Source organism: Rubneribacter sp., assembly GCF_965361815.1.
Window position 1 is genome coordinate 1 of sequence record NZ_CBDTNW010000005.1, and the last position, 26,441, is coordinate 26,441.

18 protein-coding genes are annotated in these 26,441 nt (G+C 69.2%); 17 read left to right on the top strand and 1 reads right to left on the bottom strand.

All coding sequences use genetic code 11. The features are described 5' to 3' along the window. From ACWKY3_RS00275 to acpS, 5 genes are all read left to right on the top strand, one after another. The coding region (locus ACWKY3_RS00275; RefSeq protein ID WP_449314419.1) for a YhgE/Pip family protein at positions 1-2,116 on the top strand (2,116 nt) is incomplete at its 5' end. A gap of 9 nt (positions 2,117-2,125) precedes the next feature. Further along, the gene (locus tag ACWKY3_RS00280; protein ID WP_449314420.1) at positions 2,126-2,875 is read left to right on the top strand and encodes a TetR/AcrR family transcriptional regulator; all 750 of its coding nucleotides are present in this window, start codon (positions 2,126-2,128) and stop codon (positions 2,873-2,875) included. A 625-nt stretch (positions 2,876-3,500) separates the two neighbouring features. Continuing rightward, positions 3,501-4,334, top strand: coding sequence for a DUF559 domain-containing protein (locus ACWKY3_RS00285; RefSeq protein WP_449314421.1), 834 nt, complete (start codon positions 3,501-3,503; stop codon positions 4,332-4,334). Between the two features lie 496 nt (positions 4,335-4,830). Further along, the gene (gene glmS / locus ACWKY3_RS00290) at positions 4,831-6,663 is read left to right on the top strand and encodes a glutamine--fructose-6-phosphate transaminase (isomerizing) (protein ID WP_449314422.1); all 1,833 of its coding nucleotides are present in this window, start codon (positions 4,831-4,833) and stop codon (positions 6,661-6,663) included. A 137-nt stretch (positions 6,664-6,800) separates the two neighbouring features. After that, positions 6,801-7,322 carry a holo-ACP synthase gene (acpS, locus tag ACWKY3_RS00295; protein WP_449314423.1) on the top strand — a complete coding sequence of 174 codons (522 nt, stop codon included), beginning with the start codon at positions 6,801-6,803 and terminating at the stop codon, positions 7,320-7,322. Positions 7,323-7,400: 78 nt separating this feature from the next. Here acpS and ACWKY3_RS00300 read toward each other — a convergent pair whose 3' ends face one another. After that, on the bottom strand, positions 7,401-8,414 hold the full coding sequence (locus ACWKY3_RS00300) for an NAD(P)H-hydrate dehydratase (protein ID WP_449314424.1): 1,014 nt from the start codon (positions 8,412-8,414) through the stop codon (positions 7,401-7,403). 319 nt (positions 8,415-8,733) lie between these two features. Here ACWKY3_RS00300 and ACWKY3_RS00305 point away from each other — a divergent pair, with 319 nt between their 5' ends. The 12 genes from ACWKY3_RS00305 to ACWKY3_RS00360 all read left to right on the top strand — a co-directional run bounded on the left by ACWKY3_RS00305 (position 8,734) and on the right by ACWKY3_RS00360 (position 25,513). Next, positions 8,734-9,261, top strand: a complete 528-nt coding sequence (locus ACWKY3_RS00305; protein ID WP_449314425.1) for an HdeD family acid-resistance protein — start codon at positions 8,734-8,736, stop codon at positions 9,259-9,261. A 109-nt stretch (positions 9,262-9,370) separates the two neighbouring features. Further along, on the top strand, positions 9,371-11,530 hold the full coding sequence (gene ligA, locus ACWKY3_RS00310) for an NAD-dependent DNA ligase LigA (RefSeq protein ID WP_449314426.1): 2,160 nt from the start codon (positions 9,371-9,373) through the stop codon (positions 11,528-11,530). Between the two features lie 773 nt (positions 11,531-12,303). After that, on the top strand, positions 12,304-12,429 hold the full coding sequence (locus tag ACWKY3_RS00315; protein WP_449314427.1) for a hypothetical protein: 126 nt from the start codon (positions 12,304-12,306) through the stop codon (positions 12,427-12,429). A 769-nt stretch (positions 12,430-13,198) separates the two neighbouring features. Beyond that, on the top strand, positions 13,199-14,872 hold the full coding sequence (locus tag ACWKY3_RS00320; protein ID WP_449314428.1) for an ABC transporter substrate-binding protein: 1,674 nt from the start codon (positions 13,199-13,201) through the stop codon (positions 14,870-14,872). Further along, positions 14,854-15,861 (top strand): ABC transporter permease, encoded by a 1,008-nt coding sequence (locus ACWKY3_RS00325; protein WP_449314429.1) that lies wholly within the window; start codon positions 14,854-14,856, stop codon positions 15,859-15,861. The genes ACWKY3_RS00320 and ACWKY3_RS00325 overlap by 19 nt, the downstream gene beginning before the upstream one ends. Next, complete coding sequence (locus tag ACWKY3_RS00330; protein WP_449314430.1) at positions 15,854-16,726, top strand: ABC transporter permease; 873 nt, start codon at positions 15,854-15,856, stop codon at positions 16,724-16,726. Before ACWKY3_RS00325 ends, ACWKY3_RS00330 begins: the two co-directional genes overlap by 8 nt. A gap of 130 nt (positions 16,727-16,856) precedes the next feature. Then, the gene (locus ACWKY3_RS00335) at positions 16,857-17,996 is read left to right on the top strand and encodes an ATP-binding cassette domain-containing protein (protein ID WP_449314431.1); all 1,140 of its coding nucleotides are present in this window, start codon (positions 16,857-16,859) and stop codon (positions 17,994-17,996) included. Then, entirely contained in the window at positions 17,989-18,588 is a 600-nt protein-coding gene (locus ACWKY3_RS00340) for an ABC transporter ATP-binding protein (RefSeq protein WP_449314432.1), read from the top strand. Before ACWKY3_RS00335 ends, ACWKY3_RS00340 begins: the two co-directional genes overlap by 8 nt. 237 nt (positions 18,589-18,825) lie before the next feature. Then, entirely contained in the window at positions 18,826-19,734 is a 909-nt protein-coding gene (locus ACWKY3_RS00345; protein WP_449314433.1) for a molybdate ABC transporter substrate-binding protein, read from the top strand. 104 nt (positions 19,735-19,838) lie between these two features. Then, the gene (gene modB, locus ACWKY3_RS00350; protein WP_449314434.1) at positions 19,839-21,293 is read left to right on the top strand and encodes a molybdate ABC transporter permease subunit; all 1,455 of its coding nucleotides are present in this window, start codon (positions 19,839-19,841) and stop codon (positions 21,291-21,293) included. 9 nt (positions 21,294-21,302) lie between these two features. Continuing rightward, positions 21,303-22,427: a sulfate/molybdate ABC transporter ATP-binding protein gene (locus ACWKY3_RS00355; protein ID WP_449314435.1), complete on the top strand. Its 1,125-nt coding sequence runs from the start codon at positions 21,303-21,305 to the stop codon at positions 22,425-22,427. A gap of 224 nt (positions 22,428-22,651) precedes the next feature. Next, on the top strand, positions 22,652-25,513 hold the full coding sequence (locus ACWKY3_RS00360) for a Spy0128 family protein (RefSeq protein ID WP_449314436.1): 2,862 nt from the start codon (positions 22,652-22,654) through the stop codon (positions 25,511-25,513). The last annotated feature ends 928 nt before the right edge of the window (positions 25,514-26,441 follow it).

A 26,441-nucleotide genomic window follows, 5' to 3' on the forward strand; every position in this document is an offset into this window, starting at 1 on the left:
GCGCCAGCGCGTGAGCGACACGGTGGCCGAGGAGTACTGGCAGACGGTGCTCTCCCGCGTGGCCGATTCGGGCAAGGACATCCAGACAGCCGCCGACGGCGCGGGTGATTTGGAGGACGGCCTTGTGACCGCGAAGGACGGCAGCGTCGCCATCACGGCGAACCTCGGCACGCTCAAGGACGGCGCGCTTTCGCTCGACGCCGGCCTGGGCAGCCTCGTTTCCGGCGCGTCGTCCCTTGACTCCGGCTTGGGCACGCTCGTCGGCGGCGCTTCTGCGCTGAAGGCCGGCACGCAGTCGCTTGCGGCGGGCGCGGGCCAGCTGCACGACGGCGCAAGCCAGGTGGCCGAGGGGGCCGGCAGCGTGGCGGGCGGGGCGGCGAAGCTGCAAAGCGACGGCACGAGCCAGCTGGCCGCCGGCGCTGGCCAGCTGGCGGAAGCGACCGCGGCCTTGCCCAACGAGGCGCAGGTGGAAAAAGCCGAAGCGGGGTCGGCCCAGATCTCGGGCGGCATCGCGCAGCTGCAGGGCGCGGCCGGCGAGCTTGCCGACGGCGCGAGCCGGCTCAAGGGCGGGCTGGATGCGGCATCCGGCGGCGCGGGCGCCCTTGAGGCGGGGGCTCGCGATGCCCAGGCGGGGGCGGCTTCCTTGGAAGCCGGGATCGGCTCGCCGGGGCAGACGGCGGCCGACCAAACGCTGTGCGGCTTGCTGGGCAGCGCCCAGGCGGCCCTCGAAGGCGGCGACGCGCAGACGGCCATGGGCCTCATCGCCGCCGCCCAGGAGGCTGCGGGGGGCCTGTCGGCCGGCGCGTCGCGGCTCGAGGAGGGCGCCGGGAGCCTGGTTCTCGGCGCGCAGCAGCTGCAGGCGGGCATCGGCGCCCCGGGCGATACGTCGCCGGCCACGCTCTACGGCGGGGCGAACCTCCTCGCCGGTGGCATCGGCTCTTCGGGCGACGCTTCGGCAACCACGCTCTACGGCGGCCTCAACAGCCTTGCGGCCGGCTACGAAAGCCTGTCCTCGCAGCTGCTTCCGCTCGTTCGGCAATCGCCCGCGCTTCGTGCCGCGGTGTTGCAGCTTGATGCGGGCGCGAGCGAGGTCAATGCGAGCATGTCCTCGCTTGCCTCCGGCGCCTCGCAGGTGGCCTTCGGCGCGGCGCAGGTGAGCGACGGCGCATCCTCAGCGGTGTCGGGGGCGGCGCAGCTCGATGCCGGCGCGGGCCAGCTGGCAAGCGGCGCGCAGTCGGCCAAAGACGGCGCGGGCCGGCTTTCCTCAGGCGCGGTCTCGGCCCGGGACGGCTCCTCGCAGATCGCCGAGGGCGCCGCGCAGCTTGAGGACGGCAGCGCCTCGCTCTCCTTGGGCCTTGAGGACGCGGTTGACGGCTCGGGCACGCTAGCTGTGGCGCTTGCGGAAGGCGCGCGAACCGCCGCCGACCAAACGACGAACGTCGACGGCAAGGCCGCCATGATGAGCGACCCGGTGCAGCTTGCAAACGAGTACTACACCACCGTGAAGAACTACGGCACCGGCTTCGCCCCGTACTTCATGGCGCTGGGCCTTTGGGTGGGCGGCCTTGTGGCGGGGTTCGTGTTCAGGCCGCTCAACGGCCGGCTCGTCCTGTCGGGCGCAAGCCCCCTCACCGCGGCGCTCTCGAACTACCTGCCCATGGCGGCGTTCGCCCTCGTCCAGGCGACGCTGCTCATGGTGGTGCTGCAGTTCGGCCTGCAGCTGCAGATCGACAACGTGCCCGCGTTCTACGCGATGGGCTACCTTGTGGCGCTCGTGTTCGCGGCCGTCATGCAGCTGCTCATGGCGGCGTTCGGGTTCCCCGGCAAGTTCGTGGCCATCATCTTGCTCATGCTGCAGCTCACGGCGTGCGCCGGGACGTTTCCCATCCAAACGACGCCGGAGTTCTTCCAGGCCATCAACCCGTTCATGCCCATGACCTACGTGGTGGAGGGCATGCGCCAGATCATGACGGGCCTCGACTACGCGCAGGCGGGCTTCGACTGCGCGGTGCTGGCGGTGTTGGGCGCGGCGTGCTTCGCGCTCACGTGCGCGGTTGCGCGCGGCAAGCGCACGGTGCGCATGGAGGATCTGCACCCGGTGCTGCAGTTGGGGTAAACTGTGCCCATGGCGAAACGGAAGGGACAGACGGAGAAGGCATGCGCCACGCGGCGCCAGCTGCTCGACGCCGCTTTGGAGGTGATCGGGGAGAAGGGCTACTCGGCGGCCACGGTGGACGAGATCGTGGAGGCGGCCGGCGTGTCGAAGGGCGTGGCGTACTACCACTTCAAAAGCAAGGCCGCCATGGCCGAGAGCATTCTGGAGGACGGCATCGGGCGCATCGTGGCCGGTTTCGAGTGCATCGCGGCCGAGGCGCCCACCGCCATAGACGCGCTCACCGGTATGATCGAGCTGTTCGCGTCGGGCATCTTCGAGAACAAGGCGTTCGGGCGCTTCTTCGTGTCGGAGCTGTGGCGCGAGGGGCGCGCGTGGTCGGAGGCGATGCGCGGCTACGAGCGGCGGCTGCTCGACGTGCTGGAGGGCCAGATAGCGCGCGGGCAGCGCGAGGGCTGCATCCGTCCCGAGATCGATCCGGCCTTCGAGGCCGTGGCGCTGGTGGGCATGGTGCTGACCGGCGCGCTGTACCACCTTGGCGACGAGGGGCCGCTCACGCGCGAGCCGCTCGGGCGGCGCGACGGGGCGCCGGAGGAGGCGGGGTTGGAAGGCGGCGGCTTGCGCGGGGGAGCGCCCGAGGAGGCGGGATCCGACGCCGGCGGCTTGTGCGGGGGCGCGGTAGGAGGCAAGGAGGAGTTCATCGCGCGCATCGTGGATTTCGTGCGCCACGCCAACGCCCGCCCGGACGCCCCGTGCGCCTGAGGGCGGCGGCGCGCGCCCGGCTCGTCGGCGCCCGCCCGGCGCCTCCCTTCGTTGCCGAATCGAGATCGCCGGGGCGGTTGCCGTCGGGCTTGTCGCGCGCGGTGGTCCGCTCCGATTCGGCGACAAACGCCCCTTGCGTGGCGAGAATTCACCGAAATCGGAAGGGATTGCCTCTTCGTTTCCTCGCGGCGAGCAAGAAGCCCCTGGTCGATGGAGGGAGGCTGTTCAAAAGACGTCCTTGAGGCCTTCTGCGATCCTCGAAATCTTCCGACTTCGGTGAATTCTTGCCATACGGCTCGTCGGCGCGTGGCGTGCATGGTAGAATCCGCTCTATCATAGAGCCAGTGCAGATGCCCTTCTTTCGAAGCGGTCCATGCTGGAAGCGGTGCCCTCGTCTTCCCCTCCCACGTCTGCAAGATCCTCTCAGCCAAGGGCGACGAAAGGGGAAGGTCCCATGTCTTCCCGAACGCGCATCGCGCAACCGACCATTTGCTTCGGGCACCGAACCGCATTGCAGATCTTGCGGGCTGCGAAACCTGGGGAGCTTGCGCCAGAGAAAGGCGCCGCGCCGAAGCTTCCTGGCCATGCGCCGAGGAGCGAGCTGCTGCGAGAGACGCTTCGCCGCATGGAGGCGGATCATCCCGGACTGCGGTTCGAGGAGCCGGTCCATGTTCTGGTGGGGACTCCGAACTGCCGTGCGGGGAAGGCCTGCCGCCCGCACGTGCGCGAAGGGTTCCTGCCGGGATCGGCGCTTCTTCGTTTGGATGGGGACGTGGCCGTCTGCTCGCCCGAGCTCGCCCTCGTTCAGGAGGCGCGGCGGGAGAAGAGCGAGGTCGCTTTGCTGGAGCTCGCATGGGAGCTGTGCGGGTCGTACCGCACCCGGCGCACGGGGATGCCTCCGGCTTACGACGTGGAGCCTCTGACGAACGTGCGGGCGCTGCGCGGGTTCGTGGCGCGCAACCCCTCCCTCGGCGGCGCGCGCAAGGTCGCGCGCATCCTTGCGTACCTGGCCGACGGATCGGCTTCGGCGCGCGAGACGAAGCTCGCGCTCGTCATGGGCCTGCCTTTGGCGAAAGGCGGGTACGGTCTTGGCATTCCCCGCATGAACTTCGAGGTGGAGGCTGCCGCCCGGGCACGCGCCATAGCCGGCAGGAGGAGCTTTCGATGCGATTTGTGCTGGTCCGAGGCCAAGCTCGACGTTGAGTACCAAAGCCGCGAGAGCCATGAGGGCGAGTTGAGCCGCATACGCGATTCCCGGCGCGCGAACGCGCTCGCGACTATGGGGTGGACGGTGATAGGGGTCACCGGCAACGAGCTTGACAGCCTTGCGGCGACCGACGCGATAGCCGAAGCGATCCGCTTGCGCCTCGGAAAGCGCGCGCGGACGGCCGTGGCCGACCATCATGCCCGCAAGCTCGGATTGCGGAGGCGTCTTGGCCTGCCTGCGAGGTACGTGTGAGGAAGCGGGCCATGCGGTCTGCCCGCGCGATGGGCAAGAAACGCTCTTCCGTCGTCGGGTCGTCGGAGGTTGCTTTGCCGGATCGGGGTTGGCGAGGCGGCCCGTGCCGGCGGCGGGTTCGGCAGAGAGAAGCCCCTCCGGTGGCGAGAAATCACCGAAGTCGGAAGATTTCAGGGGGTGCGGGCGGCCCTGGGGGCCTCTTTCGGATGACAGATCTTTTTCGATCAGGCGTTTTGCTCATGCGGCGGCGGGTGGTGGCGGAAGAGTTTTCCGATTTCGGTGATTTCTCGCCACCGGAGGGGTTGCGGGCCGCTGAACCGCCGCCGGCTGCGTCGGGCGGGGCTGCGGCGTCCGCTCCGCCTTCTTGCGAGCTTCGGGCGTCCTTTCGCGAAGATGCGTTTATCGAGGGGATGGGCGCGCGCGGCCCACGTGCGCGGGACCGGGCGGGGGCGGTGCGCTACAATACCGCCGAACCCGAACGGCAAAGGAGCCTTCCATGTGCGGAATCGTCGGATACACCGGGACGCGTCCCGTCCAGAACATCCTCGTCGAGGGGCTGTCGCGCCTTGAGTACCGCGGCTATGACTCGGCCGGTGTGGCTATCGAGCAAGACGGCGCGCTCCAGGTGATCCATCGCAAGGGCAAGGTGGGCAGCCTGGCCCACACGCTGGGCCATTTCGACTTTTCCGGCACCTGCGGCATCGGGCACACGCGCTGGGCCACGCACGGCCGCCCGAGCGAGGCGAACGCGCATCCGCACGTGTCCTGCGACGGGCGCATCGCGGTGGTCCACAACGGCATCATCGAGAACTTCGCCGAGCTGCGCGAGGAGCTGGAGGCGGCGGGACATGCGTTTTCGAGCGAGACGGACACCGAGGTCATCCCGCATCTGATAGAGGAGGCGTGCCGCGAGGGCGCCGATCTTTTCCAGGCCGTGCGCGAGGCTGCCGAGCGCCTGATAGGCGCCTACGCCATCGCCGCGGTGAGCGCCGATGAACCCGGCGTGCTGGTGGCCGCGCGCAAGGACTCGCCTTTGGTGGTGGGCCTGGCCGATGACGGCTCCTATGTGGCCAGCGACATCATCGCCGTCCTGGACGCCACGCGCGAGGTGGTGGTGCTCTCCGACGGCGACGTGGCGAAGCTCTCCCCGGACGTGCGGGAGTTCTACAACGCGCGCGGCGAGCGCTTCCAGCCCGAGGTCGCGCACGTCGACTGGGACGTGGACGTGGCCGAGAAGGGCGGCTACCCCGACTTCATGCTCAAGGAGATCCACGAGCAGCCCCGCGTCATCCGCGACACGCTGGCCGGTCGGTTGGTGAACGGCGCGCTGGCCATCGACGAGCTGGACCTTTCGGTGGAGGAGCTCAACCTCATTGACCGCGTGTACGTCATTGCGTGCGGCACGTCCTACCATGCCGGCCTCATCGCGAAGAATCTCGTCGAGGGCTGGGCGCGCATCCCCTGCGAATGCGAGGTGGCAAGCGAGTTCCGCTACCGCAACCCCATCATCACGCCCACCACGCTTGTGGTGGCGGTGTCGCAGTCCGGCGAGACGGCCGACACGCTTGCGGCCATCCGCGACGCGCGTGTGAAAGGCGCGCGCGTGTTCGGCATCACCAACGTGGTGGGCAGCCCCGTGGCGCGCGAGAGCGACGGCGTCATCTACACGAAGGCCAACAAGGAGATAGCCGTGGCGTCCACGAAGTCGTTTTTGGGCCAGGTGGTGTCGCTCACGCTGCTGGCGCTGCTGCTGGCGCAGGTGAAGGGCAAGCTCAAGATGAACCAGGTGCGCCTGCTGTTTCGCGAGCTGGCCGACACGGCCGACCAGGTGGAGCGCATCCTTTTGGAGTGCGGCCCGGCGGTGGACGCGGCGGCCCAGGCGTGCAAGGACGCGGCGAGCGCGCTGTTCGTCGGGCGCGGCATGGGCGCGGCCATCGCGTGCGAGGGTGCGCTCAAGCTCAAGGAGATCAGCTACCTGCACGCCGAGGCGTATCCCGCCGGAGAGATGAAGCACGGGCCCATCGCGCTCATCGACGAGGGCTTCCCCGTCATCGCGGTGGCCACGAAAAGCCCCGTGTACGACAAGGTGGTGTCCAACCTCCAGGAGGCCAAGGCGCGCGGGGCGATGGTGGTGGCCGTGGCCACCGAGGGCGACGAGGAGATCGGGCGCCATGCGGACCATGTCGTGTTCATCCCGAAGGTGCGCGACGCGTTCTCCGCCGTCACCGCGAGCGTGCCCTTGCAGCTGTTCGCGCGCGCCATCGCCCTCGAGCGCGGCTGCGACGTGGACCAGCCGCGCAACCTGGCGAAGAGCGTGACGGTGGAGTAGGGGCCGCGGGTTTTCCGGCTTGCGGAGCCGGTTGAGGCGCCGCAGAGCCTTTCGCCGGCTATGCCGTCCGGGGCTTGAAGGCCGATTCGCGCAGACGGGCGAGGCTTATCCGCGAGCATGAGACTTTGGAGAGAGACATGGATGGGAACGAAGCACTAGAGGGCCAGGTGGGACTGGGCGTGGACATCGTGGAGATCGCGCGGATGCGGCGTATCCTGGAGCGCACGCCGCGCTTTCGCGAGCGTGTGTTCTCGGAGGACGAGCGTGCCTACTGCGACGCCACCGCCAACCCCGAGACGCACTACGCCACGCGGTTCGCTGCGAAGGAAGCCGTGGTGAAGGCGCTTGGCACGGGGTTCTCGCGCGGCATCGGCGTGCGCGATGTCGAGGTGCGCCGCAACGCGAAGGGCCGTCCGGTCGTGGCGCTGCACGGGCGCGCGAAGGAGGTCGCGCGCGAGCAGGGTGTGCGCGAGCTGCCGTTGTCGCTGTCCTACACGCACACCGAGGCGGTGGCCTGCGCCATGGCCATCACGGAGGGTTCCGTGCGCGCCGCCGAGAAGCGCGTCGATCCAATGGAGGAGCTGGCCAAGCAGTTCAAGGAGGCCCGCGCCCTGCTTGAAGAGATGGACGCGCCCGCGCCGGGGGGCGCGTCCGCGTAGGGGGACGCGGCGGGCGCTGGGGACTCGCTCGCGCTCGGGGGCGGGTGCGTGCCGCCGCCCCTGCCGCGCCCCGCGGCCTTATGCGCCTAGGAGTTCGGCTATCGCGGAAGGGAGGGCCTCCACCACGTCCTCGGCGGTCACGGCCACATCGGTCAGGCGCGCTGCGGCGGCGCGGCCCGGGCGGGCGTGCAGCTCGGCGGCCAGCACGGCGGCGTCGAGCGCGTCCAGGCCCTGGGCCAGCAGGGCCCCCGCCACGCCTGCGAGCACGTCTCCCGTGCCGGCCTTTGCGAGCGCGGGCGTGCCGTGGGCCATGCGCGCGACCTGCTCGCCGTCGGATGCGTACGTGATCGGCCCCTTCACCAGGGCGACAACGCCCAAGGCGCGCGAGAGGGCGCGCGAAAGCGCGCAGGGGTCGTCCGCAGGCAGGCCGAGCGGGCGGGCCAGGCGCGCGGCTTCGCCGGCATGCGGCGTGATGACGGTCGCGCACCCCTCGTCGCGGCGCCGCAGCAGCAAGCGGCGGCCTTCCTCGCCGGCCAGCGCGTCAAGTCCTCCGCCGTCCACGACAACGGGGGCGCGCGTCTCCTCCAGCACGAACAAAGTCAGCGAAGCCGATTCCGCATCTTGCGCGTCGAACCCCGATCCCACCAGGTAAGCGCGCGGCTTGCGGGCGCGCGCAGGTGCGAGGGCCTCGAATGCCGCAGGGGCGTGGGGCGGCGTGTTCCCGTGCTTTCCCGCGCGCGCGGACACAAGGGCCTCGACTTTGCGGTCCCCGGGGGCCGATTGCGCGGGCTGTTTGCCCTCGTACGCGGACGCGAGGGCCTCGGACAGCGCGCTGCGTGGGCGCACCACGAGGGAAGGCCGCCAGGCGCGCACGATGTTTACGGCTGCGGCGTGCGTGATCACCTCGGTGTAGCCCGCGCCCGCCCGCTGGCTCGCGGCTGCCGCGAGACACGCCGCGCCCGGGTAGCGCTCGCTGCCGACGACGGCCGTGAGCGTTCCGCGCGAGTACTTGTTCGCGTCGTCGGCCGGCAGCGGCACGAGGGCCGCCAGCTCGTGGTCGGGGTACTCTCGGACGTTTTCCGCAAGTTCCATGGGCTTGCTCCTGTTCGGCGGGGTCGGTGGGTCCGGCGCGGTTGGCCGGGCAAGCGCGTGCCCCCATTCTACCGCGCGCCATGCCCGAACGCGACCGATCGACCGAACGCGACCAACCAACCGACCAACCAACCGACCAGCTGAACGCCTGGGCGCCAGGCGCATCGCGCATCGTGGGCGGCTGTCCGCGCGGGTCGCCCGCGTGCGTTGTTACGGTGCGGCAACGAAGCGCTCCCCATCTCCGCGCGCGTCTTGCGAGGCGCTACCATACGTTGAAAGGCCCGCGAAGGATGCGGGTCTGCATTAAAAGGAGCAATCAATGAATGCAATCAAAAAGCACGACGCGGGCCTTATCGTGGCGGGCATCCTGCTCATCGTGTGCGCGTTTCTGTTCTTGCTGGCGCCGGGCGTCACGCTCGTCACCCTCACGGCCATCGCCGGCGCGGCGTTTCTGGTGTCGGGCATCTTCGACGTTATCACCTACGTGCGGTTCCGCGAGGCGATGAGCCTGTCGGGGTGGGCGCTGGCCTACGCGGTGCTCGACATCGTGATCGGTCTTATGTTCCTCATCCACCCGATCGCGTTCGCGGCGGTCATACCGTGGGTGATAGGGTTCTTCTTCGCCGTGTTCGGCGTGGTGGAGATCGTCGGCTCGCTGCGCATCCGCAAGGAGGGCGTGCCGATGTGGGGCTGGATGCTGTTCTCGGGCATCGTGAGCGTGCTCTGCGGCCTCGCGTTCTTCGTGGCGCCGGCTGTGCTGAGCGTCTTTTTGGCGGTGTTCATCCTCATGCGCGGCGTGTCGCTTGTCATGTACGGATGGAACGCCGGCAAGGCGATGGCGATTTAGCGAGACGTCCCGCGCGCCTCGCGCGTCCATGGTAGAATCTCGGAAAACAGGCGAAGGCCCCGAACGTTCGGGGCCTTCTTCGGGATACGGCGAGGAAGCGGTGAGGAACATGGCCGACGAACAGCAGACTCTTCTGGACGAGCGCGCGCTCGCCGAGGCGACGAGCGACCCCGGCGCGCGCATCGAGCAGCTGCGACGGGAGATCGAGCATCACAGCTACCTGTACTACGCCAAGGACGCGCCCGAAATCTCGGACGGAGCGTTCGACTCGCTCATGCGCGAGCTGCGCGAGCTGGAGGCCGCGCACCCCGAGTTCCACGACGCGAACAGCCCCACGCAGCGCGTGGGAGGTTACGTGGGCGAGCAGTTCGCCCCCGTGCGGCACGCGCGCCGCATGTACTCGCTCGACGACGCGATGGACGTGGCCGAGCTGGACGCGTGGATAGACCGCGTGGAGGAGGCGTTCGGTCGCTTCGTGCCGGTGGTGTGCGAGCTGAAGATAGACGGATCGTCCATCGCGCTCACCTACGAGGGCGGCCGCCTCGTGCAGGCGTCCACGCGCGGCGACGGCACCACGGGCGAGGACGTGACGGCGAACCTGCGCACGGTGAAGGACGTGCCGCTGCGCCTGCGCGAGGCGGGCATGGCCGGGCTTGCGGGCGGGGCGGCCGGCGCCAGCGCTGCGGACGTCCCCATCGAGCTGCGCGGCGAGGTGTACATGCCCAAGCGCAGCTTCGACGCGCTCAACGCCGCGGCCGAGGCCAACGGCAAGCAGGCGTTCGCCAACCCGCGCAACGCGGCCGCGGGCAGCCTGCGGCAGAAGGACCCGTCCGTCACCGCGCACCGCGACCTTTCGTCTTTCCTCTACGCCGTGGCCGACGAGCGCGCGCTTGCGGCGCAAAGCCAGTGGGAGCTTTTGCAGTGGCTGCGAGAGGCGGGCTTTCATGTGAACCCCGACGTGGAGCTGTGCGAGACGCGCGAGGCCGTGCACGCGTTCTGCGAGCGCGCGGTGGAGCGCCGCGAGGCGCTGCCCTACGAGATAGACGGCGTGGTGGTGAAGGTGAACTCGTTCGCCCAGCAGGCCGCCATGGGCCACACGGCGCGCGCGCCGCGCTGGGCCGTCGCGTTCAAGTTCCCGCCCGAGGAGAAGACCACGCTTCTGCGCGACATCGCCGTGCAGGTGGGGCGTACGGGCAAGCTCACGCCCGTGGCCGAGATGGACCCGGTGGTGGTGGCCGGCTCCACCGTGGCGCGCGCGACGCTGCACAACGAGGACGAGGTGCGGCGCAAGGACGTGCGCGTGGGCGACACCGTCATCGTGCGCAAGGCGGGCGACGTGATCCCCGAGGTGCTGGGCCCTGTGCTTTCGCTGCGCCCGGACGACGCGCAGGAGTGGCGCATGCCCGCGACGTGCCCGTCGTGCGGCTCGCCGGTGATCCGCGAAGAGGGCGAGGCGGACTTCCGCTGCATCTCCATCGACTGCCCGGCGCAGGCGCTCGAGCGCCTGCTGCATTGGGCCAGCCGCGGGGCCATGGACATCGACGGCATGGGCGAGGAGATAGTCACGCGCCTGGTGGAGGCCGGTCGGCTTTCCGACGTGGCCGACTACTACACGCTTGACGCGGTGGAGCTTGCGATGCTGGACATGGGCCGCGTGAACAAGGACGGCGAGCCCATCCGCTTGGGCGAGACGGTGGCGAAGAAGCTTGTGGCCGCCATCGACGAAAGCCGCACGCGCCCGTTCGCGCGCGCTCTTTTCGGCCTGGGGATGCGCCATGTGGGCAAGACCATCGCCGAGCTTCTGGCCGCGGCGCATCCGTCCGTCGAGGAGCTCATGGCTGCGAGCGAGGAGGACCTGGCCGCCATCGACGGCGTGGGTCCGAAAATCGCCCGCAGCACCTACCTGTTCCTGCACACGCCCGACAACGTGGCCGTCATCGAGCGCTTGGGCAAGCGCGGCGTGCGGCTGGCCGACGAGGCGGGCGACGCGGGCGAGGAGCTGCCGCAGACGCTTTCGGGCCTCACGTTCGTGCTGACGGGCAGCCTGGTGGAAAGCGGCATGACGCGCGACGAGGCGGGCGCGGCCCTGAAGGCGCGCGGCGCGAAGGTAAGCGGCAGCGTGTCGAAGAAGACGAGCTTCGTGGTGGCCGGCGAGGCCGCGGGCTCCAAGTACGACAAGGCCGTGGCCCTCGGCGTGCCGGTGCTCGACGAGGCCGCGCTTCTGCGCATCCTCGAGACGGGCGAGGCGCCGCAGGCGGAGGACGCTTAGGCGGGCGAGCGTCGGGTCGGCTCCTCGTTTCGCCGTAGGTTGCGCCGCGGTCCTTCGGGCCGAAGCCCGGGTGATCGTGCCTGCTCGGTCGGTTTCGGCCCGATGGCCTTCGTCAGTGGGCCGTCGCGTGCGAGGTTCGCCGGATTGCCGCCGAATGCCGGGAAGGCGAGGGCGCCAAGCTGGTTGCCTCCGTGCTTTCCCAGGTCGATCCGTCGTTTTCGAGGACGAAGCGGCAAAATGCCAAGGAAAGCGCGCCGCAAGGGGCCGATTCCATTGGATCTCGGCAGCAATTTGGGGGCGAGGCGGTCGCTCGGCTGCCGGAAACGACGTGCCGCCTTCGGCGGTCGCTCGGCCGCCGGAAAACGCCCGGATTGCGACGTCGCAAGAGCGGCTTTCGGAAGGCGGGGAAAATCGCGCCGGGTTGCCTTTCACCGACCAGGCGTTTCTTCGAGGGTTGATCGCAGTGCGGCTCGCCTGGAGGCCCCGAGGCGTCGCAATCTGGTGGATTTCCAGCAGGGAAGGGCTCCTCTCTGCCAAACCGCTGTTGACATGGGCCGGGTCGGGTAGCTGTGCGCGAGGCACCCGGGCGCAGCGGAAGCCCTCGGTCCGCCGGGCGGGCCTTCCGGGGCGCCCGGCCGGAGGGACTCGGCCCGGGACGAGGGGGCAAGTCCGCGTCGATCCCGGTTTGGCAGAGAGGGAAGGCCGGAATGGCGAGAAATGACCGAAGTCGGAATCCGGAAGGGGGCAAAGGGCCTCAAAAGGACGTTTTGCGGATGGTAGGAAAGTTTGCGATCAGGGGTTTCGTCAAAATGTCGGTGGAAGGTTTCCGTGCGGTTTCCGACTTCGGTCATTTCTCGCCAAAAACGGGCGGCCTCTCTTTTAAACCAGGATTGACATAGGCCAGGCCGGCTCGCCGGACAAAGCCCCACCTGTCAGGCGAGGAGGGCCTTGCCCGGCGCCCGACCAAGGAAGGCCCGATCCGAGATTCGGCAAACACCGGTTCGTGTCAACGCTGGTTTAACAGAGAGAAGGGCGATTCCGCTGTCAGACCAGGATTGGCACGAACCTGTTTTGGCCAATCCTCGGGCCGGGCTTCCCCCGATCGGACGCCTCGGAGAGTCCTGCCCGCCCGTCGGGGAGGGCCTTCCGAAGCGCCGGCGGAACTTTGCCCGCCGGGCCGCCCCCGCCGGGCCGCTTCCGGCGGGTCCGTGCCAATCCTGGTTTAACAGGGAGGCGGGCGGCTCTCTGCCAAGCTAGGATCGACGCGGGCTCGCATTTGCCGAATTCCGGGGCGAGCCTCCCTTGGGCAGGCGCTTCGAAAGCCCCCCGACGGGCAGGGCCTTCCGAGGTGCCGGCAGAGCTTTGCTTGGCGGGCCGGCCTGGCCCATGCCAACGCTGATCTAACAGGGAGAGGGGCCCTTGCGGTGCCGGCTCTTTTCTCGAAGGCGCGGGGTCGACCATGCATTGCCGACGGTCGCGTACCGGTAAGCGTTCTCGCGAGGGCTCTTCCCGCTTCTGCGTATCGCCCGCTGGTAAAGAACCCCTCCCTCTCTCCGACGTGCCGCCCGCCGGAAAAGTTACGAATTTCAAAATCGTAACACCACGGTGATGGCTTCTCTGCTATAGTGTGTTACGCAATTTGATTTCGTAACACGAAGGAGGGGCCAGATGGCTTCTATCACGCGACGCCAGTTCGCGAGGCTGGCGGGGACGGGGGCGTTGTCGCTGTCGCTCGGCGGTGTGCTGGCTGGGTGTGCGGGCGGTGCCGGAAGCTCGGCGGGCGCCGGCGCAAGCTCTGGCGGCGCGGCGGGGAGCGCGGCGGACGGCGTGCGATCCTCGCAGGTCATCGTGTCCATGACGCCTGGCTCGGAGCCGGCGGCGGGGTTCGATCCGCTGGTGTCCTGGGGCTGCGGCGAACACGTGCACGAGCCGCTCATCCAGTCCACGCTGATAACCACCGACGTTGACCTCAACTTCCAAAACGACCTCGCCACGTCTTATGAATGCAGCGAAGATGGCCTCATCTGGACGTTTTCCATACGCGACGACGTGCGGTTCTCGGACGGCCAGCCGCTCACGGCGCGCGATGTGGCCTTCACCATCAACGGCATCATCGGCTCGGCGGCCTCCGAATGCGACCTGTCCATGGTGCGGGAGGCGGTGGCCGTCGACGACGCCACGGTGGTCATCCATATGAAAAAGCCGTTCAACGCGCTTCTGTACACGCTCGCGGTGGTGGGCATCGTGCCCGAGCACGCCTACGGCGAAGGCTACGGCCAGAACCCGGTGGGCAGCGGCCGCTACCTGCTGGAGCAGTGGGACCGGGGCCAGCAGGTCATCTTGCGCGCCAACCCCGGCTACTACGGCGAGGCGCCCAAGATGGAGCGTGTCGTGGTGGTGTTCATGGAGGAGGACGCCTCGCTTGCCGCGGCGCAGTCGGGCCAGGTGGACGTGGCCTACACGGCCGCGACCTACGCCGCCAACCGGCCGGCGGGCTACGATCTTCTGAACTGCGCGTCGGTGGACTCGCGCGGCATCTCGCTTCCGTGCGTGCCCGCAGGCGGCTCCAAAACGCAGCAGGGCGACGTGTCCTACCCGGCCGGCAACGACGTGACTTGCGACCGGGCCGTTCGCCAGGCCATCAACTACGGGGTGGACCGTCAGCGCATGATCGACAACGTGCTGAACGGTTACGGCACCGCGGCCTACAGCGTGGCCGACGGCATGCCGTGGTCCTCGCCCGACATGCGCTGCGAGACCGACGCGGGCAAGGCGCGGCAGCTGCTTGACGACGCCGGCTGGGTGGCGGGCGCCGACGGCGTGCGCGAGAAGGACGGTGTGCGCGCCGCGCTCGATTTGTACTACCCTGCGGGCGACTCTGTGCGCCAGGCCATCGCCGCCGAGTTCGCCAACCAGATGGCCGAGCTGGGCATCGAGGTGAGTCCCAAGGGCGCGAGCTGGGACGACCTCTACCCGCATCAGTTCAGCGACCCGGTGGTGTGGGGCTGGGGCACCAACGCCCCCGTGGAGACGTACAACCTGTTCTACTCGCAGGGTGTGGGCAACTACGCGTGCTTCCAGAACGCCTCGACCGACGCCTATCTGGACGAGGCGCTGGCGCGTCCGCAGGTGGAGGACTCCTTCGAGCTGTGGCGGAAAGCCCAATGGGACGGCGCGGAGGGCTTCGCGCCGCAGGGCGACGCGCCGTGGGTGTGGCTGGCCAACGTCGATCACCTCTACTTCGCGCGGGAGGGCCTTGAGGTGGCCGAGCAAAAGCCGCACCCCCACGGTCATGGCTGGTCGCTTGTGAACAACGTGGATCAATGGAGCTGGCGCGGGTGATCCGGTTCGTCGTCGGCAACGTGGCACGGTTCGCGCTGCTCATGATTGCCGTGAGCATGGCGACGTTCGTGCTGGTGAGCGTCTCGCCCATCGACCCGGTGCAGGCCAACGTGGGGCAGGCGGCGCTCGTGGGCATGAGCGAGGAGAAGCGCGCGCAGCTGGCCGCCTACTGGGGCGCGGACGCGCCTTTGTGGGAGCGCTACGCGAACTGGGCGGCGGGCGTTGTGCAGGGGGACTTGGGCACGTCGCTTCGCTACAACGCGCCGGTGGCCGACGTCATAGCCTCCCGCGCGCTCAACTCGCTTGCGCTCATGGCCGTGGCCTGGACGGCGAGCGGCGTTTTGGGGTTTGTGCTCGGCGTCGTGGCCGGCGCGAACCGCGGGCGCCTTGCCGATCGCCTGGTAAAGGGCTACTGCCTGCTTCTGGCCTCCACGCCCACGTTTTGGCTGGGGCTTGTGCTTTTGGTGGTGTTCTCGGTGTGGCTTGGGTGGTTCCCGTTCGGGTTCTCGGTGCCCATCGGGGTGGCGGCTGCGGATGTGACGTTGGCCGACGCCCTGCATCACTTGGCGCTGCCGGCCATCGCGCTGTCGGTGACGGGGGTGGCCAACATCGCGCTGCACACGCGCGAGAAGACCATCGACGTGCTGGGAAGCGACTACGTGCGCTTCGCCCGCGCCCGGGGGCTTTCCCGGTGGGGTGCGCTGCGCCGCCACGGGCTGCGCAACTTGGCGCTGCCGGCCATCACGCTGCAGTTCGCGTCCATAGCGGAGATATTCGGAGGATCGGTGCTGGTGGAGCAGGTGTTCTCGTATCCGGGCCTCGGGCAGGCGGCCGTGACGGCGGGCCTGGGCGGCGACGTGGCGCTGCTCGCGGGCATCGCGGTGGTCTCGGCCGCGTTCGTGTTCGGCGGCAACCTTGCGGCCAACCTGATCTACGGCGCGGTGGACCCGCGCATCCGGCGCGGGAAGGGGGGCGGGGCCCATGCGTGAGGAAGCCGCGGCGCCCGTCCCCGTGCTCCACCGGCCGCGCGTCCGGCGCGTCGGCAGCCGTGCGCTTGCGCTGGCCTCCTTCGCGCTGGCGGCGGTGGCGCTTGCGGCCGTGGTGGCCGCGGGGTTGCTCGTGCAGGAGGCCGCCCAGGCCGCCGATTTCTCGCAGAAGAACCTCGCGCCGTGCTGGGAGCACCCCTTCGGCACCGATTGGATGGGGCGCGACATGCTCGTGCGCACGCTCGCGGGGCTGTCCACAAGCGTGCTTGTGGGGCTTTTGGCCGCGGGCGCGTCGTCGGTCATCGCGCTTGCGCTGGGAGTGGCGGCCGCGCTCGGCGGGCGGCGGGTGGACGCCGCGGTCAACTGGCTTGTCGACCTCATGATGGGCGTCCCGCACATCGTGCTGCTTATCCTCATCTCGTTTTCCCTGGGCAAAGGGTTTTGGGGCGTGAGCGTCGGGGTGGCGCTCACGCACTGGCCGAGCCTTGCGCGCGTCGTGCGCGCCGAGGTGCTGCAGGTGAAGGAGTCGCCGTTCGTGGCCGTGGCGCGCAGGCTGGGGCAGGGGCCGGCGCGCATAGCCGCGTGCCATATGCTGCCCCATGTGCTGCCGCAGTTCGTGGTGGGGCTTGTGCTGCTGTTTCCGCACGCCATCCTGCATGAGGCGGCGGTGACGTTTTTGGGGTTCGGGCTGCCGCCCGAGCAGCCGGCCATCGGGGTGATTCTGAGCGAGGCGATGGGGTATTTGTCGGCGGGCATGTGGTGGCTCGCGGTGTTTCCGGGCCTTGCGCTTGTGGCGACGGTGCTGTTGTTCGACAGGGCGGGGTCGAGTTTGCGCAGGCTCCTCGACCCGCACAGCGCGCAGGAGTAGGGAGGCGGCATCGGTGAAGCTGGCGAAGGGAACGGGCGGCGGGGCGCGGGCGCGTGCCGGGCAGAGGGCGAAGGCACGTGTCGGACGCGGGACGCGGGCGCACGCCGCGCGACAGGCAGGGGAGTGCGTTATGCGCGAAGCGGATGCGCGCGCCGGACTCGGGACGCGGGCGGACGCCGGGCGCGGGACCCCGGCGCACGTTGCGCACGAGGCGCTCTCGCACGCCGCCGCGCAGACGCATCACCACCACACGCACGCGTTCGGCTCGCGTCACGAGGAAGGACGCCACCTGCTGCAGGTGGAGGGGCTGGGCGTGTCGTTTCGCATGTACGACGAAAAGGGGCCCTACCTGCGGGCGCGCCGGCGCGAGGTGCCGGTGATCGAGGATCTGAGCATCGCGGTGCATGCGGGCGAGATCGTGGCCGTGGCGGGCGCGTCGGGGTCCGGCAAGACGCTTCTGGCCGACGCGATCCTGGGGTTGTTCGAGCCGAACGCCACGGTGCGCGGCCGCATCTGGTTCGAAGGCGAGCTTCTGGACGCCGACGGGCTTGCCCGCGTGCGCGGCCGGGGCGTCTCGCTCGTGCCGCAGGGCGTGGGCAGCCTCGATCCTCTTATGAAGGTGGGTCGGCAGGCGGAGGGCTTCGCGCGCGGCGGCGGGCGCCGGGCGCGCGCGGAGCGCCGGGCGCGTCGGCGCGAGCTGTTCGCGCGCTACGGCCTGTCGGAGGAGGTGGCGGACCTCTACCCCCACCAGCTTTCGGGCGGCATGGCGCGCCGCGTGCTTCTGTGCTGCGCGCTCATGGACGACCCGCGCGTCATAGTGGCCGACGAGCCCACGCCCGGCCTGGACCCCGACCTGGCCGTGCGCGCCCTTGAGGACTTCCGCGCCTTCGCGGACGCGGGCGGCGGGGTGCTGCTCATCACGCACGATGTGGAGCTGGCCCTGCGCGTGGCCGACCGCGTGGCCGTGTTCGAGGGCGGCACCGTGGTGGAGGAGACGGCGGTGGAGAGCTTCGCCTCTCCGGAGACGCTTTCGCACCCGTTCTCGCGCGCGCTGTGGCATGCGCTGCCGGAGCACGACTTCGCGGCGCCTGCGGACGGGGAGGGCGGTGGCGGAGGCGATGCCGCAAAGGGCGCCGCAGGCGAGGGCGGCGCGGGCGAGGGCGGCGCGGGCCCTGCGCGTGCGCAGGAGGCGCCTGCCGATCGTGCGGTGGATCGCGCCGCTCGCGACGACGCGGGCCGCCCGCGTGCGCAGGAGGCTTCCCATGCTTGAGGCGCGCGGCATCACCTTCGGTTACCCGGGCGCGCAGCGTCCGCTCTACAAGGAGTTCAACCTGGCTGTGGAACCGGGCGAGCGCGTGGCGATCATCGCGCCGTCCGGGTTCGGAAAGACAACGCTGTGCCGCCTGCTCGCCGGCTACGAGCGCCCGCAGGCGGGACGGATCCTTGTGGACGGCGCGCCCCTGCCGCGGCGCGGAGCGTGCCCGGTGCAGCTTGTCTTGCAGCATCCCGAGCTGGCCGTGGACCCGCGCATGCGCATGAAGCGCACGCTGGCCGAGGCGGGGGAGGTGCCCGAGCGCCTGCTCGACGGCCTGGGCATCCGGCGGGAGTGGCTGCGCCGCTACCCGCATGAGCTTTCCGGCGGCGAGCTCATGCGCTTCTGCATCGCCCGCGCGCTGGCCGCAGGCCCGCGCTACCTGGTGGCCGACGAGGCGACCGCCATGCTCGACGCCATCACCCAGGCGCGCATCTGGCGCTTCCTCATGGAGGAGGCGGCCGAGCGCGGCATGGGGGTGGTGTTCGCGTCGCACTCCCCGGCGCTCGTGGAGCGCGTGGCCACCCGCGCGGTGCGCCTGGACGGGTGAGGCGGCTTCGACCCCTTTTCGCTCGCTTGTTGCGGCTGACGAGGCGACCTCCTTTTTCTCGCCCTTTCCCCTCGCTTTCCCTGCCCGCCCTTCCCTTGCCCTTTTCCCGGTGCCGATCATCCTTAAAAAGATATATATAGATTTGACGATATTCGAAAAAAAGAATAATATGGCAGCAGCCGTTGCGCGCATGGGGCGCCGACGGCGCAGTGCAGGGAAGATCGGGGAAGGGAATCTATGAAGAAGCGTATCCGCATTGTGATGGCGGCCGCGTGCGCGTTCGCCATGGTGGGCGCGTTCGCGCTGGCCGGCTGCTCGTCCTCCGAGCCGGTCGCCGAGGAGCCGACGACCACCGAGCCCGCCGAGGAGCAGGCCGCCGATTCCGCCGAGGCCGTGGAGCTGCAGGTGTTCGCGGCCAACTCGCTGTCGAAGGCCATGGAGGAGGTCCAGGCCGCCTACATCGCCGACGGCCACGAGAACGTGTCGTTCGCCGACACGCAGTACAAGTCCTCCGGCGAGCTGAACGAGATGCTGGGCGCCGGCTCCTACGCCGACCTTTTGATCTCGGCGTCGAAGGGTTCTATGGACACGGCCGAGGAGGAGGGCTACACCAACGCCTCCACGCGCGTGGACATGTTCGTGAACGACCTCGTGATCGTTGCCAAGGAGGGCTCTGGCCTCTCCGACGTCACGCTGCAGGACATCGCCGACGGCACCTACACCTTCTGCGTGGGCGACGAGTCCGTGCCGGCCGGCAACTACGCCTGCCAGGCCCTGTCCACCGTGGGCGTGTACGTTCCCGGCGCCGACGAGGAGGGCAAGACCGGCAAGGACATCTCCGGCAAGGGCGGCACGTTCGCCGAGGGCTACAGCCCCGTGCTCGACACCTCCGTGGGCAACGTGTGCAAGCATGCCCAGTCCGGCGACGTTGACGTGGCGTTCGTCTACACCTCCGACGTGTACCGCTTCGGCGGCGTGGAGATCGTGGGCACGGTGCCCGGCGATACGCATAAGAACATCGTCTACCCCGGCGCGGTGACCTCCATGAGCGAGCATCCCGAGGAGACGCAGGAGTTTCTGGATTGGTGCCTGACGAGCGAGAAGGCTCAGGAGATCTGGCAGAACTGGGGCTTCGAGCTGGCGTAAGGGCGTCGGCTTGACAGTCGCGGAAGGCACGAGCTGACAACGGGGAGGACGGGTCGTGTGGCCCGTCCTCCCCGCGCGTTGCGAACGGGGTGCGAGGGAAGGGCATGATGCAGACGAGAAGGTTGATCGCGGCGTGCGCGCTGGCATGCGCGCTGGCATGCGGGGCGTTTCCGGTTCGGGCGGCCGCCGACGAGGCGCTTGGCGACGTGGACAGCCCGCGCACGGAGGCCGCAGGCGGCGCGGAGGCGTCCGGCGGCGCTGCTGACGGCGCGGGCGAGGCGGCTGACGCCGCGAGGGCGCAGGCGGCGGGCGTGGAGGTGTCCAAGGACGGCGACGCTGCGCTCATGGAGGGCGCCGCGTTCGCGATCAGCGATTTCTCGCGTGCGCAGAAGGGGACGAACCGCGAGGTGGGCGGCGCGTACCGCGGCTACTCGTACCTGGTGGGCAAAGAGGAGGGCGCCTTCGTGCAGGCGGTCGTGGCCGACGGCTGCGCGGTGGTCTACGTGCCCGCCGCGCAGGCTCAAAAGATCGGCTTCGACGCGGACGATCCCGCCGACCAAGAGGCGCTGCGCCTGTGCCTTGTCGCCCTCGACGCCGGGCAGGCGGCAGGCTCGCTTGCGCTCTCCGATGCGGAAACGTGGCGCTTCACGAGCGATCCTGTTTGCGAGGTGGGCGCGGCCCGCTTCGAGTTCGACCAGGTGGTGGACGGCAACGTGTACGCGTTCGTCATCGGCGCGGATGGATCGGACCTCACGGACTCGGAGAACCCGAACCACCTGAAGCCCTCCTTCGCCGACTTCGGGCGGATCGTCGCGCCCGACGAAGTGGAGATAGTCGCGGCGCCGACGGGTTTGGACGCGGCCGCCGAGTTTCTGCGCACGCTTGACTGGAGCCCTTTGTGGGTGACGCTCAAAACCACCGGCGTGGCCATCGTCATCATCTTCGTGCTGGGGCTTTTGGCGGCGTACTTCTGCCTGCATGCGTCGCAGAAGGCCAAAAACGTGCTCGACAGCATCTTCACCATCCCCATGGTGCTGCCGCCCACGGTGTGCGGCTTCGTGCTTCTGTGGCTGTGCGGGCGCAACACGGCGTTCGGCCAGTTCTTCATCGACATTGGGTTTCCGCTCATCTTCAGCTGGCCGGCCACGGTGATAGCCGCCGTGGTGGTGGCGTTCCCGCTCATGTACCGCAGCGCGCTCGGCGCGTTTGAGAACCTGGACCCCAACATGCTGGACGCGGCGCGCACGCTGGGGTGGAGCAACGCGAAGATCTTCATGCGGCTCATGCTGCCGCTGTCGTGGAGCTCCATCGCGGCGGGCACGGTGCTCGCGTTCGCCCGCGCGCTCGGCGAGTTCGGCGCCACGCTGTTTTTGGCGGGCAACTACCTGGGCGTCACGCGCACCATCCCCATCGCCATCTACTTCGAGTGGATGAACGGCAACGACGGCGTGGCGTGGTTCTGGACGGCTGTCATCATCGGGTTCAGCTTCGTGGTCATCCTGTTCATCAACCTGTGGAGCAGCCGCACCACGAAGTACCGCAAGAAGGCCGAGGACTAGGGGGATCCTATGAGCTTGGAAGTGGACATCAAAAAGCGGTTCTCGGACTTCACGCTGGACGTGGCGTTTGCGGCCGGGGACGAGACGCTGGGGTTTCTGGGCGCGTCGGGTTGCGGCAAGAGCCTGACCATGCGCTGCATCGCCGGCATCGAAACGCCTGACGAAGGGCGCATCGTGGTGAACGGGAAGGTGTTCTTCGACCGCGCGGCGGGCATGCGGCCGAAGGTGAACCTCGCGCCGCAGCAGCGCAAGACGGCGCTGCTGTTCCAAAACTATATGCTGTTTCCCAACCTCACGGTGGCCGACAACGTGGGCGCGGGCATCGGGCGCGACGTGCCGAAAGCCGAGCGGAACGATCGCGTGGCGGCCGAGCTTAAGCGCTTCGGCCTGGAAGGGTTCGGCAAGCGCTACCCGGCGCAGCTCTCCGGCGGGCAGCAGCAGCGCGTGGCGCTCGCGCGCATGCTGGCGGCGCGGCCGGGCATCCTCATGCTGGACGAGCCGTTCTCGGCGCTGGACTCGCATCTGAAAAGCGTGCTCGAGCAGAACCTGGTGAGCCTGTTCGACGCGTATCGCGGCACGGTGCTGTACGTGAGCCACGACATAGACGAGGCGCTGCGCTTCTGCGACCGCATCGCTGTTGTGGAGGCCGGGCGCATCATGGAGGCGGGCACGGGCGAGGACCTGGTGCACCGTCCGCAGTCGACGGCCGGCATCAAGCTGTCGGGCTGCAAGAACGCCACGCCGGCCGAGCGGGCGGGCGAGCGGCGCGTGCGGCTTCCGAAGTGGGGGATCGAGGTGGAGACGCGGGACGCGGTGCCTAAGGACGTGAAGACGCTCGGCGTGCGCGCGTTCTACCTCGAGCGCGCCGACGGCCCCGGGCAGAACTGCCACCGCGTGCGCGTGGACCGCGTGAGCGACTCGCGCTTCGAGCGCACGGTGCTGCTGGGCTTTCTGGAACGCGACGCCGATGCCCCGCGCGCGGTCGCGCGCACTGAGGACGAGATGAAGTACCTGCACCAGCACCTGTTCTGGCGCGTGGACAAGCTGGCCGTGCCGCCTGATAAGCTGCCGCACGAAGGCGAGGAACTGTGGATTCGCATTCCGCCTGACAAGGTGTACCTTGTGTCGAAGTAGGGCGTGCTGCTGACGCGCGCCTGCTTGCCGGCTTCGGGCCGGCGCCCGCCTGCGGGCCCTTTGGCGCAAGTTCAGGGGGGATGGGGGTATGACCAGGTGTTTTGACGGCAAGCGGCGTTGCGCGCCCTGGGCGTGGGGGATATAGTACTACCTCATAGGTGCCAAAAGGCTTCGCACGGCGCGTCCAATTCCGGGCGCGCCGCGACCGTTGAGGAGAAACGCAGATGAAACGCAGCCACCCGTCCAAACGTCCGTCCCTGTGCGCCGCATGCCGCATGCGGCCCGTCCGCTTGGCCGTCCGCGCCGTGCTGGCGGCCGCTTTGGCGTTGGGGCTGCTTCCGGCCGTCGCGTTCGCCCAGCCCCAGCCGCGCGCCGACATCGACGGCGAGTGCTCGGAAGGCGAGGCGCTCGTGCACACCCAGTTCACGCTCACCGCAACCGGCGACTTCGACCTGGACAGCACCAACATCGAAGGCAGCGAGGGTGTGCTTCCAAGCGGCGTGAAGACGGGCGCCGTGATGACGTGCGGCATCGTGCCCGGATCCCAGGACTACGAGGGCGGGAAGCTGACGGGCCTCGAACTGGTTTTGGAGGTGCGCGTCGGCTGCGATTCGAGCGGCGTTGACATGGGGGATGCGAAGTTCTCCGTGAGCCTGGAGAGGGCCATGGAGGTGATCGCGGACACGGGCACGACGCTGACGTACGTCCCTGGTCAGGGGGCGGCGCAAACCGCGACGGGGGTTTGGGAGTTTGCGAGCGACGCGCCTGTGTACACGCAGGAGAACGACTTCGCCGTCGGGGGCTGGGAGTCGTTCGTCCCTCTGCTGCGGGCCCGTTTCGCCTTGGACATGAAAGGCGCTCCTCTGGGCCAGGGGGATACGCTCACGTTCATGAACTCGAACGTGAGCATTCCCACCATCCTGATAGACTACGGCTCCGGTCTGCCTTTGTCCTCGCAGCAGAGCGTGACGATCTCGCCCAAGGTGAGCACCCTCGCCGTCCGGGCGCAGCCTGCGGATTTGACCTTCGACGCCTCGGGCTACGCGGATGCGGGCGCGGGCCAGGGCGGCGCTTTCGACGATGGCTCGCCCACCGAGTCCAAGCCGGGCGTGGCTCCGGGGTCCCCGGTTGCCGACGTGCTTCCCAGCGCGGACGATCTTGTGCCGCCTGCGGGCCACACGGCAAAGGGCGGCCGCTGGTACTACTGGAGCGGCGGGATGCCCGGGCAGGGCGAGAAGGTGTACGTCACGGACGCGACGGGTGCGGCCGTCTCCGGTGCCGTCACGCCGCGCTGCGGGGAGCCGCGCACCTATTACTACGAGTACGAGCGACTGGCCAGCGTTTCGGGCACCGTGGTGTGGGAGGATGCGGACAACGGCTGGGGAACGCGCCCGGCCGACGTCGAGGTGGCGCTGTTCTACCAGGATGGAAACGGAAGCTGGCAGCCTGTCTTGGACGACGCGGGCAAGATCGTGGTCGCAACCGCGTCCGAGGCCGGCGGCGCGTGGGCGTACCGCTTCGACGGCCTTCCGTACCGCGACGGCCAAGGCAACGCGATAACCTACGGCGTGCGGCAATACGACAGCGCGGCGGATCAGGCCGACGCAGCCGCATCGGATGATTACGAGCCTCCGACATACGACGGCTCCGCAGCCTCGGCGGCCGCCTTGGACGGCGGCACCGTGACCAATCGCCTGGTCATGAAAGACGTCTCCCTTTCCAAGCAGGTGGTGGCTTGGGAGGGGAGCCGCGAGGAGGACGAGGGCCGGGCCTTCGACTTCACGGTGACCGTGGAGAAGCGGGACGGCTCCGTTGCAACGGTGCCCGCAGAGGGGATCTCCTACGTCGTTTCGGATGCCGGCGGCGCGTCGTCCGAGACCCGTTACGTGGGGCAGGGCGGTACGGTGCGGCTTTCCCATGGGCAGACCGCCACGTTCGCCGTGCCGGAGGGCATGACGGCGCGTTTTACGGAGGCGGAGCTTGGCGCGGGTTGGACGTCCCAGCCCAGGGTTGATGCTGCCGGCAACGTCACCGTTGTGAACACGCATGCCGCGCCGCAGCCCGTCGTCTCGGATCCAGGGGATCCCATCGATCAGGGAGGCGGCGGCTTCACGGCGGACGTGGGCCTTTCCGGTCGCGACATGGTGACGGGCGAGTTCGCCTACGCCGTTGCGGACGCGGACGGGAACGCGGTTTCCGGCGTGGGCGGGACAAACGACGCGGCCGGGAAGTTTCCTGTTGGGGAGTTTTCGTTCGACAGGCCGGGCACCTATGAGCACACGGTCTTCCAGATTGACACCCAGCGTCCGGGCGTGACCTACGACCAGCGCGCCTACACCCTGGTGGCCGAAGTGACGCTGAACGAGGCGACCAACGAGCTTGAGGTGGCGTGGACGCTCAAGGACGAGGACGGGCGCGAGGTGGCCGACAAGAACGCGCATTTCGACAACGTGTACGCGGTGGAGCCGACAACGTCCAAGCCTTCCGACCCGCCCGCCTCGGGGATCGGCAACGGCGTCACGGTGGACGTGGAGCTTTCCGGCCGCGATATGGCGGAGGGGGAGTTCGAATTCGTGCTCACCGACGCCGACGGCGCGGTGGTGGATGCGGGGAGGAACCTAGGCGACGGGTCCTTCTCGTTCAACGGCGTGACGTTCGACGCGCCCGGATCCTACGTGTTCGGCTTGTCGCAGGTTGAGACCGGCGCGGAGCACGTCACCTACGATGGCGCGGACTACCAGGTGAGAGCGGAAGTCACCGACAACGGCGACGGCACGCTGAGCGTGGTGTGGAGCGTGCTCGGGCCTGACGGAGCGGCGGTGCCGGGCAACGCGGTGGTGTGGAGGAACGTGTACGCGCCGCCTGCCGCGCCGGGGGAGCCGCAGGAGCCTGGTGCGCCGCAGCAGCCAAGCGCTCCGCAGCAGCCGGCCGCCCCGCAGCAGCCGGCGAAGGGCGGGCCCGCGCAGGGCGCCGGGGCGCCGTCCGTTCTTGCCGCCACGGGCGACGGGCGCATCGCGCCGATCGCGGCGGGGGCGGTCCTTGCCGCAGCCGCGTGCGTCGCGGCGGCCCGCAGGCGCGCCCGGTAGGTCGCGGGCTGCAAGGCGCGCCGGTAGGCTGCGGCCCTCGGGCGCATCCGGCAGGTCGCAGGCTGCAAGCGCGCCCGGTGGGTCGCAAGCCGCAGGCGCGCCCGGCAGGCTGCGGGCTGCAAGCGCGCTCGGTGGGCCGAAGGCTGCGCGACGCTTTTCCGAAGAGGGGCCAGCGGCCCGGCCGCTCTTCGGAATCCGGCGTCTTCGGGGGTGGTTTGGCAAAGGGCTTGGACGCTGCCCTCTCTCTGCTAAACCGGCGTTGACACGGACCGGTGCTTGCCGAATATCGGGCCGGGCCTTCCCTGATCGGGCGCCGGGCAAGGTCCTCCTCACCTGACGGGTGGGGTTTTGCCCGGCGAACCGGCCTGACCTCTGTCAATCCTGGTTTAACAGCGGAGGCCATTCAAATTGGCGAGAAATAACCGAAGTCGGAAGATTCGCGGCCTCATCGCTCCCTCGCGGCGGCCAAATGCGACTGATATGAATGCGCGATCAGGTGTTTTCTTAACGGGTGAAGACGCGATCATCCCCCAAGCTTCCGACTTCGGTTATTTCTTGCCATCCGGAAGACCCTCTCTGTTAAACCAGCGCTGACACGAACCGGTGTTTGCCGAATATCGGGCCAAGCTTTTCCTGATCGGGTGCCTCGGAAAGCCCCCTCGCCTGACGGGCGGGGCTTTGCCCGACAGGCCGGCCTGTGTCGGCCCCGGCTCAACAGGGGCGCCTCCGCAAACTGGCCGCAAAACGCGCCCTGTGGCACTCCGGAGGGCCGATCCGGCGCGTCGGCGAGCCATGCGATTTCCGCGACCCGCCGTCCCGGTTCAACAGAGGCGCTTTCGCAAGTTGGGCACAAAAAGCGGCCCCCTGCATTCCAGAAGACCCAGCAAGCGAGCCGGTGAGCTGTTTGCGTTCCCCCCCCCGAGGGCTC

Coding starts and splice junctions, on each gene's coding strand:
- ACWKY3_RS00335 (WP_449314431.1), top strand. CDS start 16,857: ATGCGCGAAGCGGATGCGCGCGCCGGACTCGGGACGCGGGCGGACGCC.
- ACWKY3_RS00325 (WP_449314429.1), top strand. CDS start 14,854: ATGGAGCTGGCGCGGGTGATCCGGTTCGTCGTCGGCAACGTGGCACGG.
- ACWKY3_RS00340 (WP_449314432.1), top strand. CDS start 17,989: ATGCTTGAGGCGCGCGGCATCACCTTCGGTTACCCGGGCGCGCAGCGT.
- ACWKY3_RS00345 (WP_449314433.1), top strand. CDS start 18,826: ATGAAGAAGCGTATCCGCATTGTGATGGCGGCCGCGTGCGCGTTCGCC.
- ACWKY3_RS00280 (WP_449314420.1), top strand. CDS start 2,126: ATGGCGAAACGGAAGGGACAGACGGAGAAGGCATGCGCCACGCGGCGC.
- ligA (WP_449314426.1), top strand. CDS start 9,371: ATGGCCGACGAACAGCAGACTCTTCTGGACGAGCGCGCGCTCGCCGAG.
- glmS (WP_449314422.1), top strand. CDS start 4,831: ATGTGCGGAATCGTCGGATACACCGGGACGCGTCCCGTCCAGAACATC.
- ACWKY3_RS00320 (WP_449314428.1), top strand. CDS start 13,199: ATGGCTTCTATCACGCGACGCCAGTTCGCGAGGCTGGCGGGGACGGGG.
- ACWKY3_RS00315 (WP_449314427.1), top strand. CDS start 12,304: ATGGTAGGAAAGTTTGCGATCAGGGGTTTCGTCAAAATGTCGGTGGAA.
- ACWKY3_RS00305 (WP_449314425.1), top strand. CDS start 8,734: ATGAATGCAATCAAAAAGCACGACGCGGGCCTTATCGTGGCGGGCATC.
- ACWKY3_RS00355 (WP_449314435.1), top strand. CDS start 21,303: ATGAGCTTGGAAGTGGACATCAAAAAGCGGTTCTCGGACTTCACGCTG.
- ACWKY3_RS00330 (WP_449314430.1), top strand. CDS start 15,854: ATGCGTGAGGAAGCCGCGGCGCCCGTCCCCGTGCTCCACCGGCCGCGC.
- ACWKY3_RS00300 (WP_449314424.1), bottom strand. CDS start 8,414: ATGGAACTTGCGGAAAACGTCCGAGAGTACCCCGACCACGAGCTGGCG.
- acpS (WP_449314423.1), top strand. CDS start 6,801: ATGGATGGGAACGAAGCACTAGAGGGCCAGGTGGGACTGGGCGTGGAC.
- ACWKY3_RS00360 (WP_449314436.1), top strand. CDS start 22,652: ATGAAACGCAGCCACCCGTCCAAACGTCCGTCCCTGTGCGCCGCATGC.
- ACWKY3_RS00285 (WP_449314421.1), top strand. CDS start 3,501: ATGGAGGCGGATCATCCCGGACTGCGGTTCGAGGAGCCGGTCCATGTT.
- modB (WP_449314434.1), top strand. CDS start 19,839: ATGATGCAGACGAGAAGGTTGATCGCGGCGTGCGCGCTGGCATGCGCG.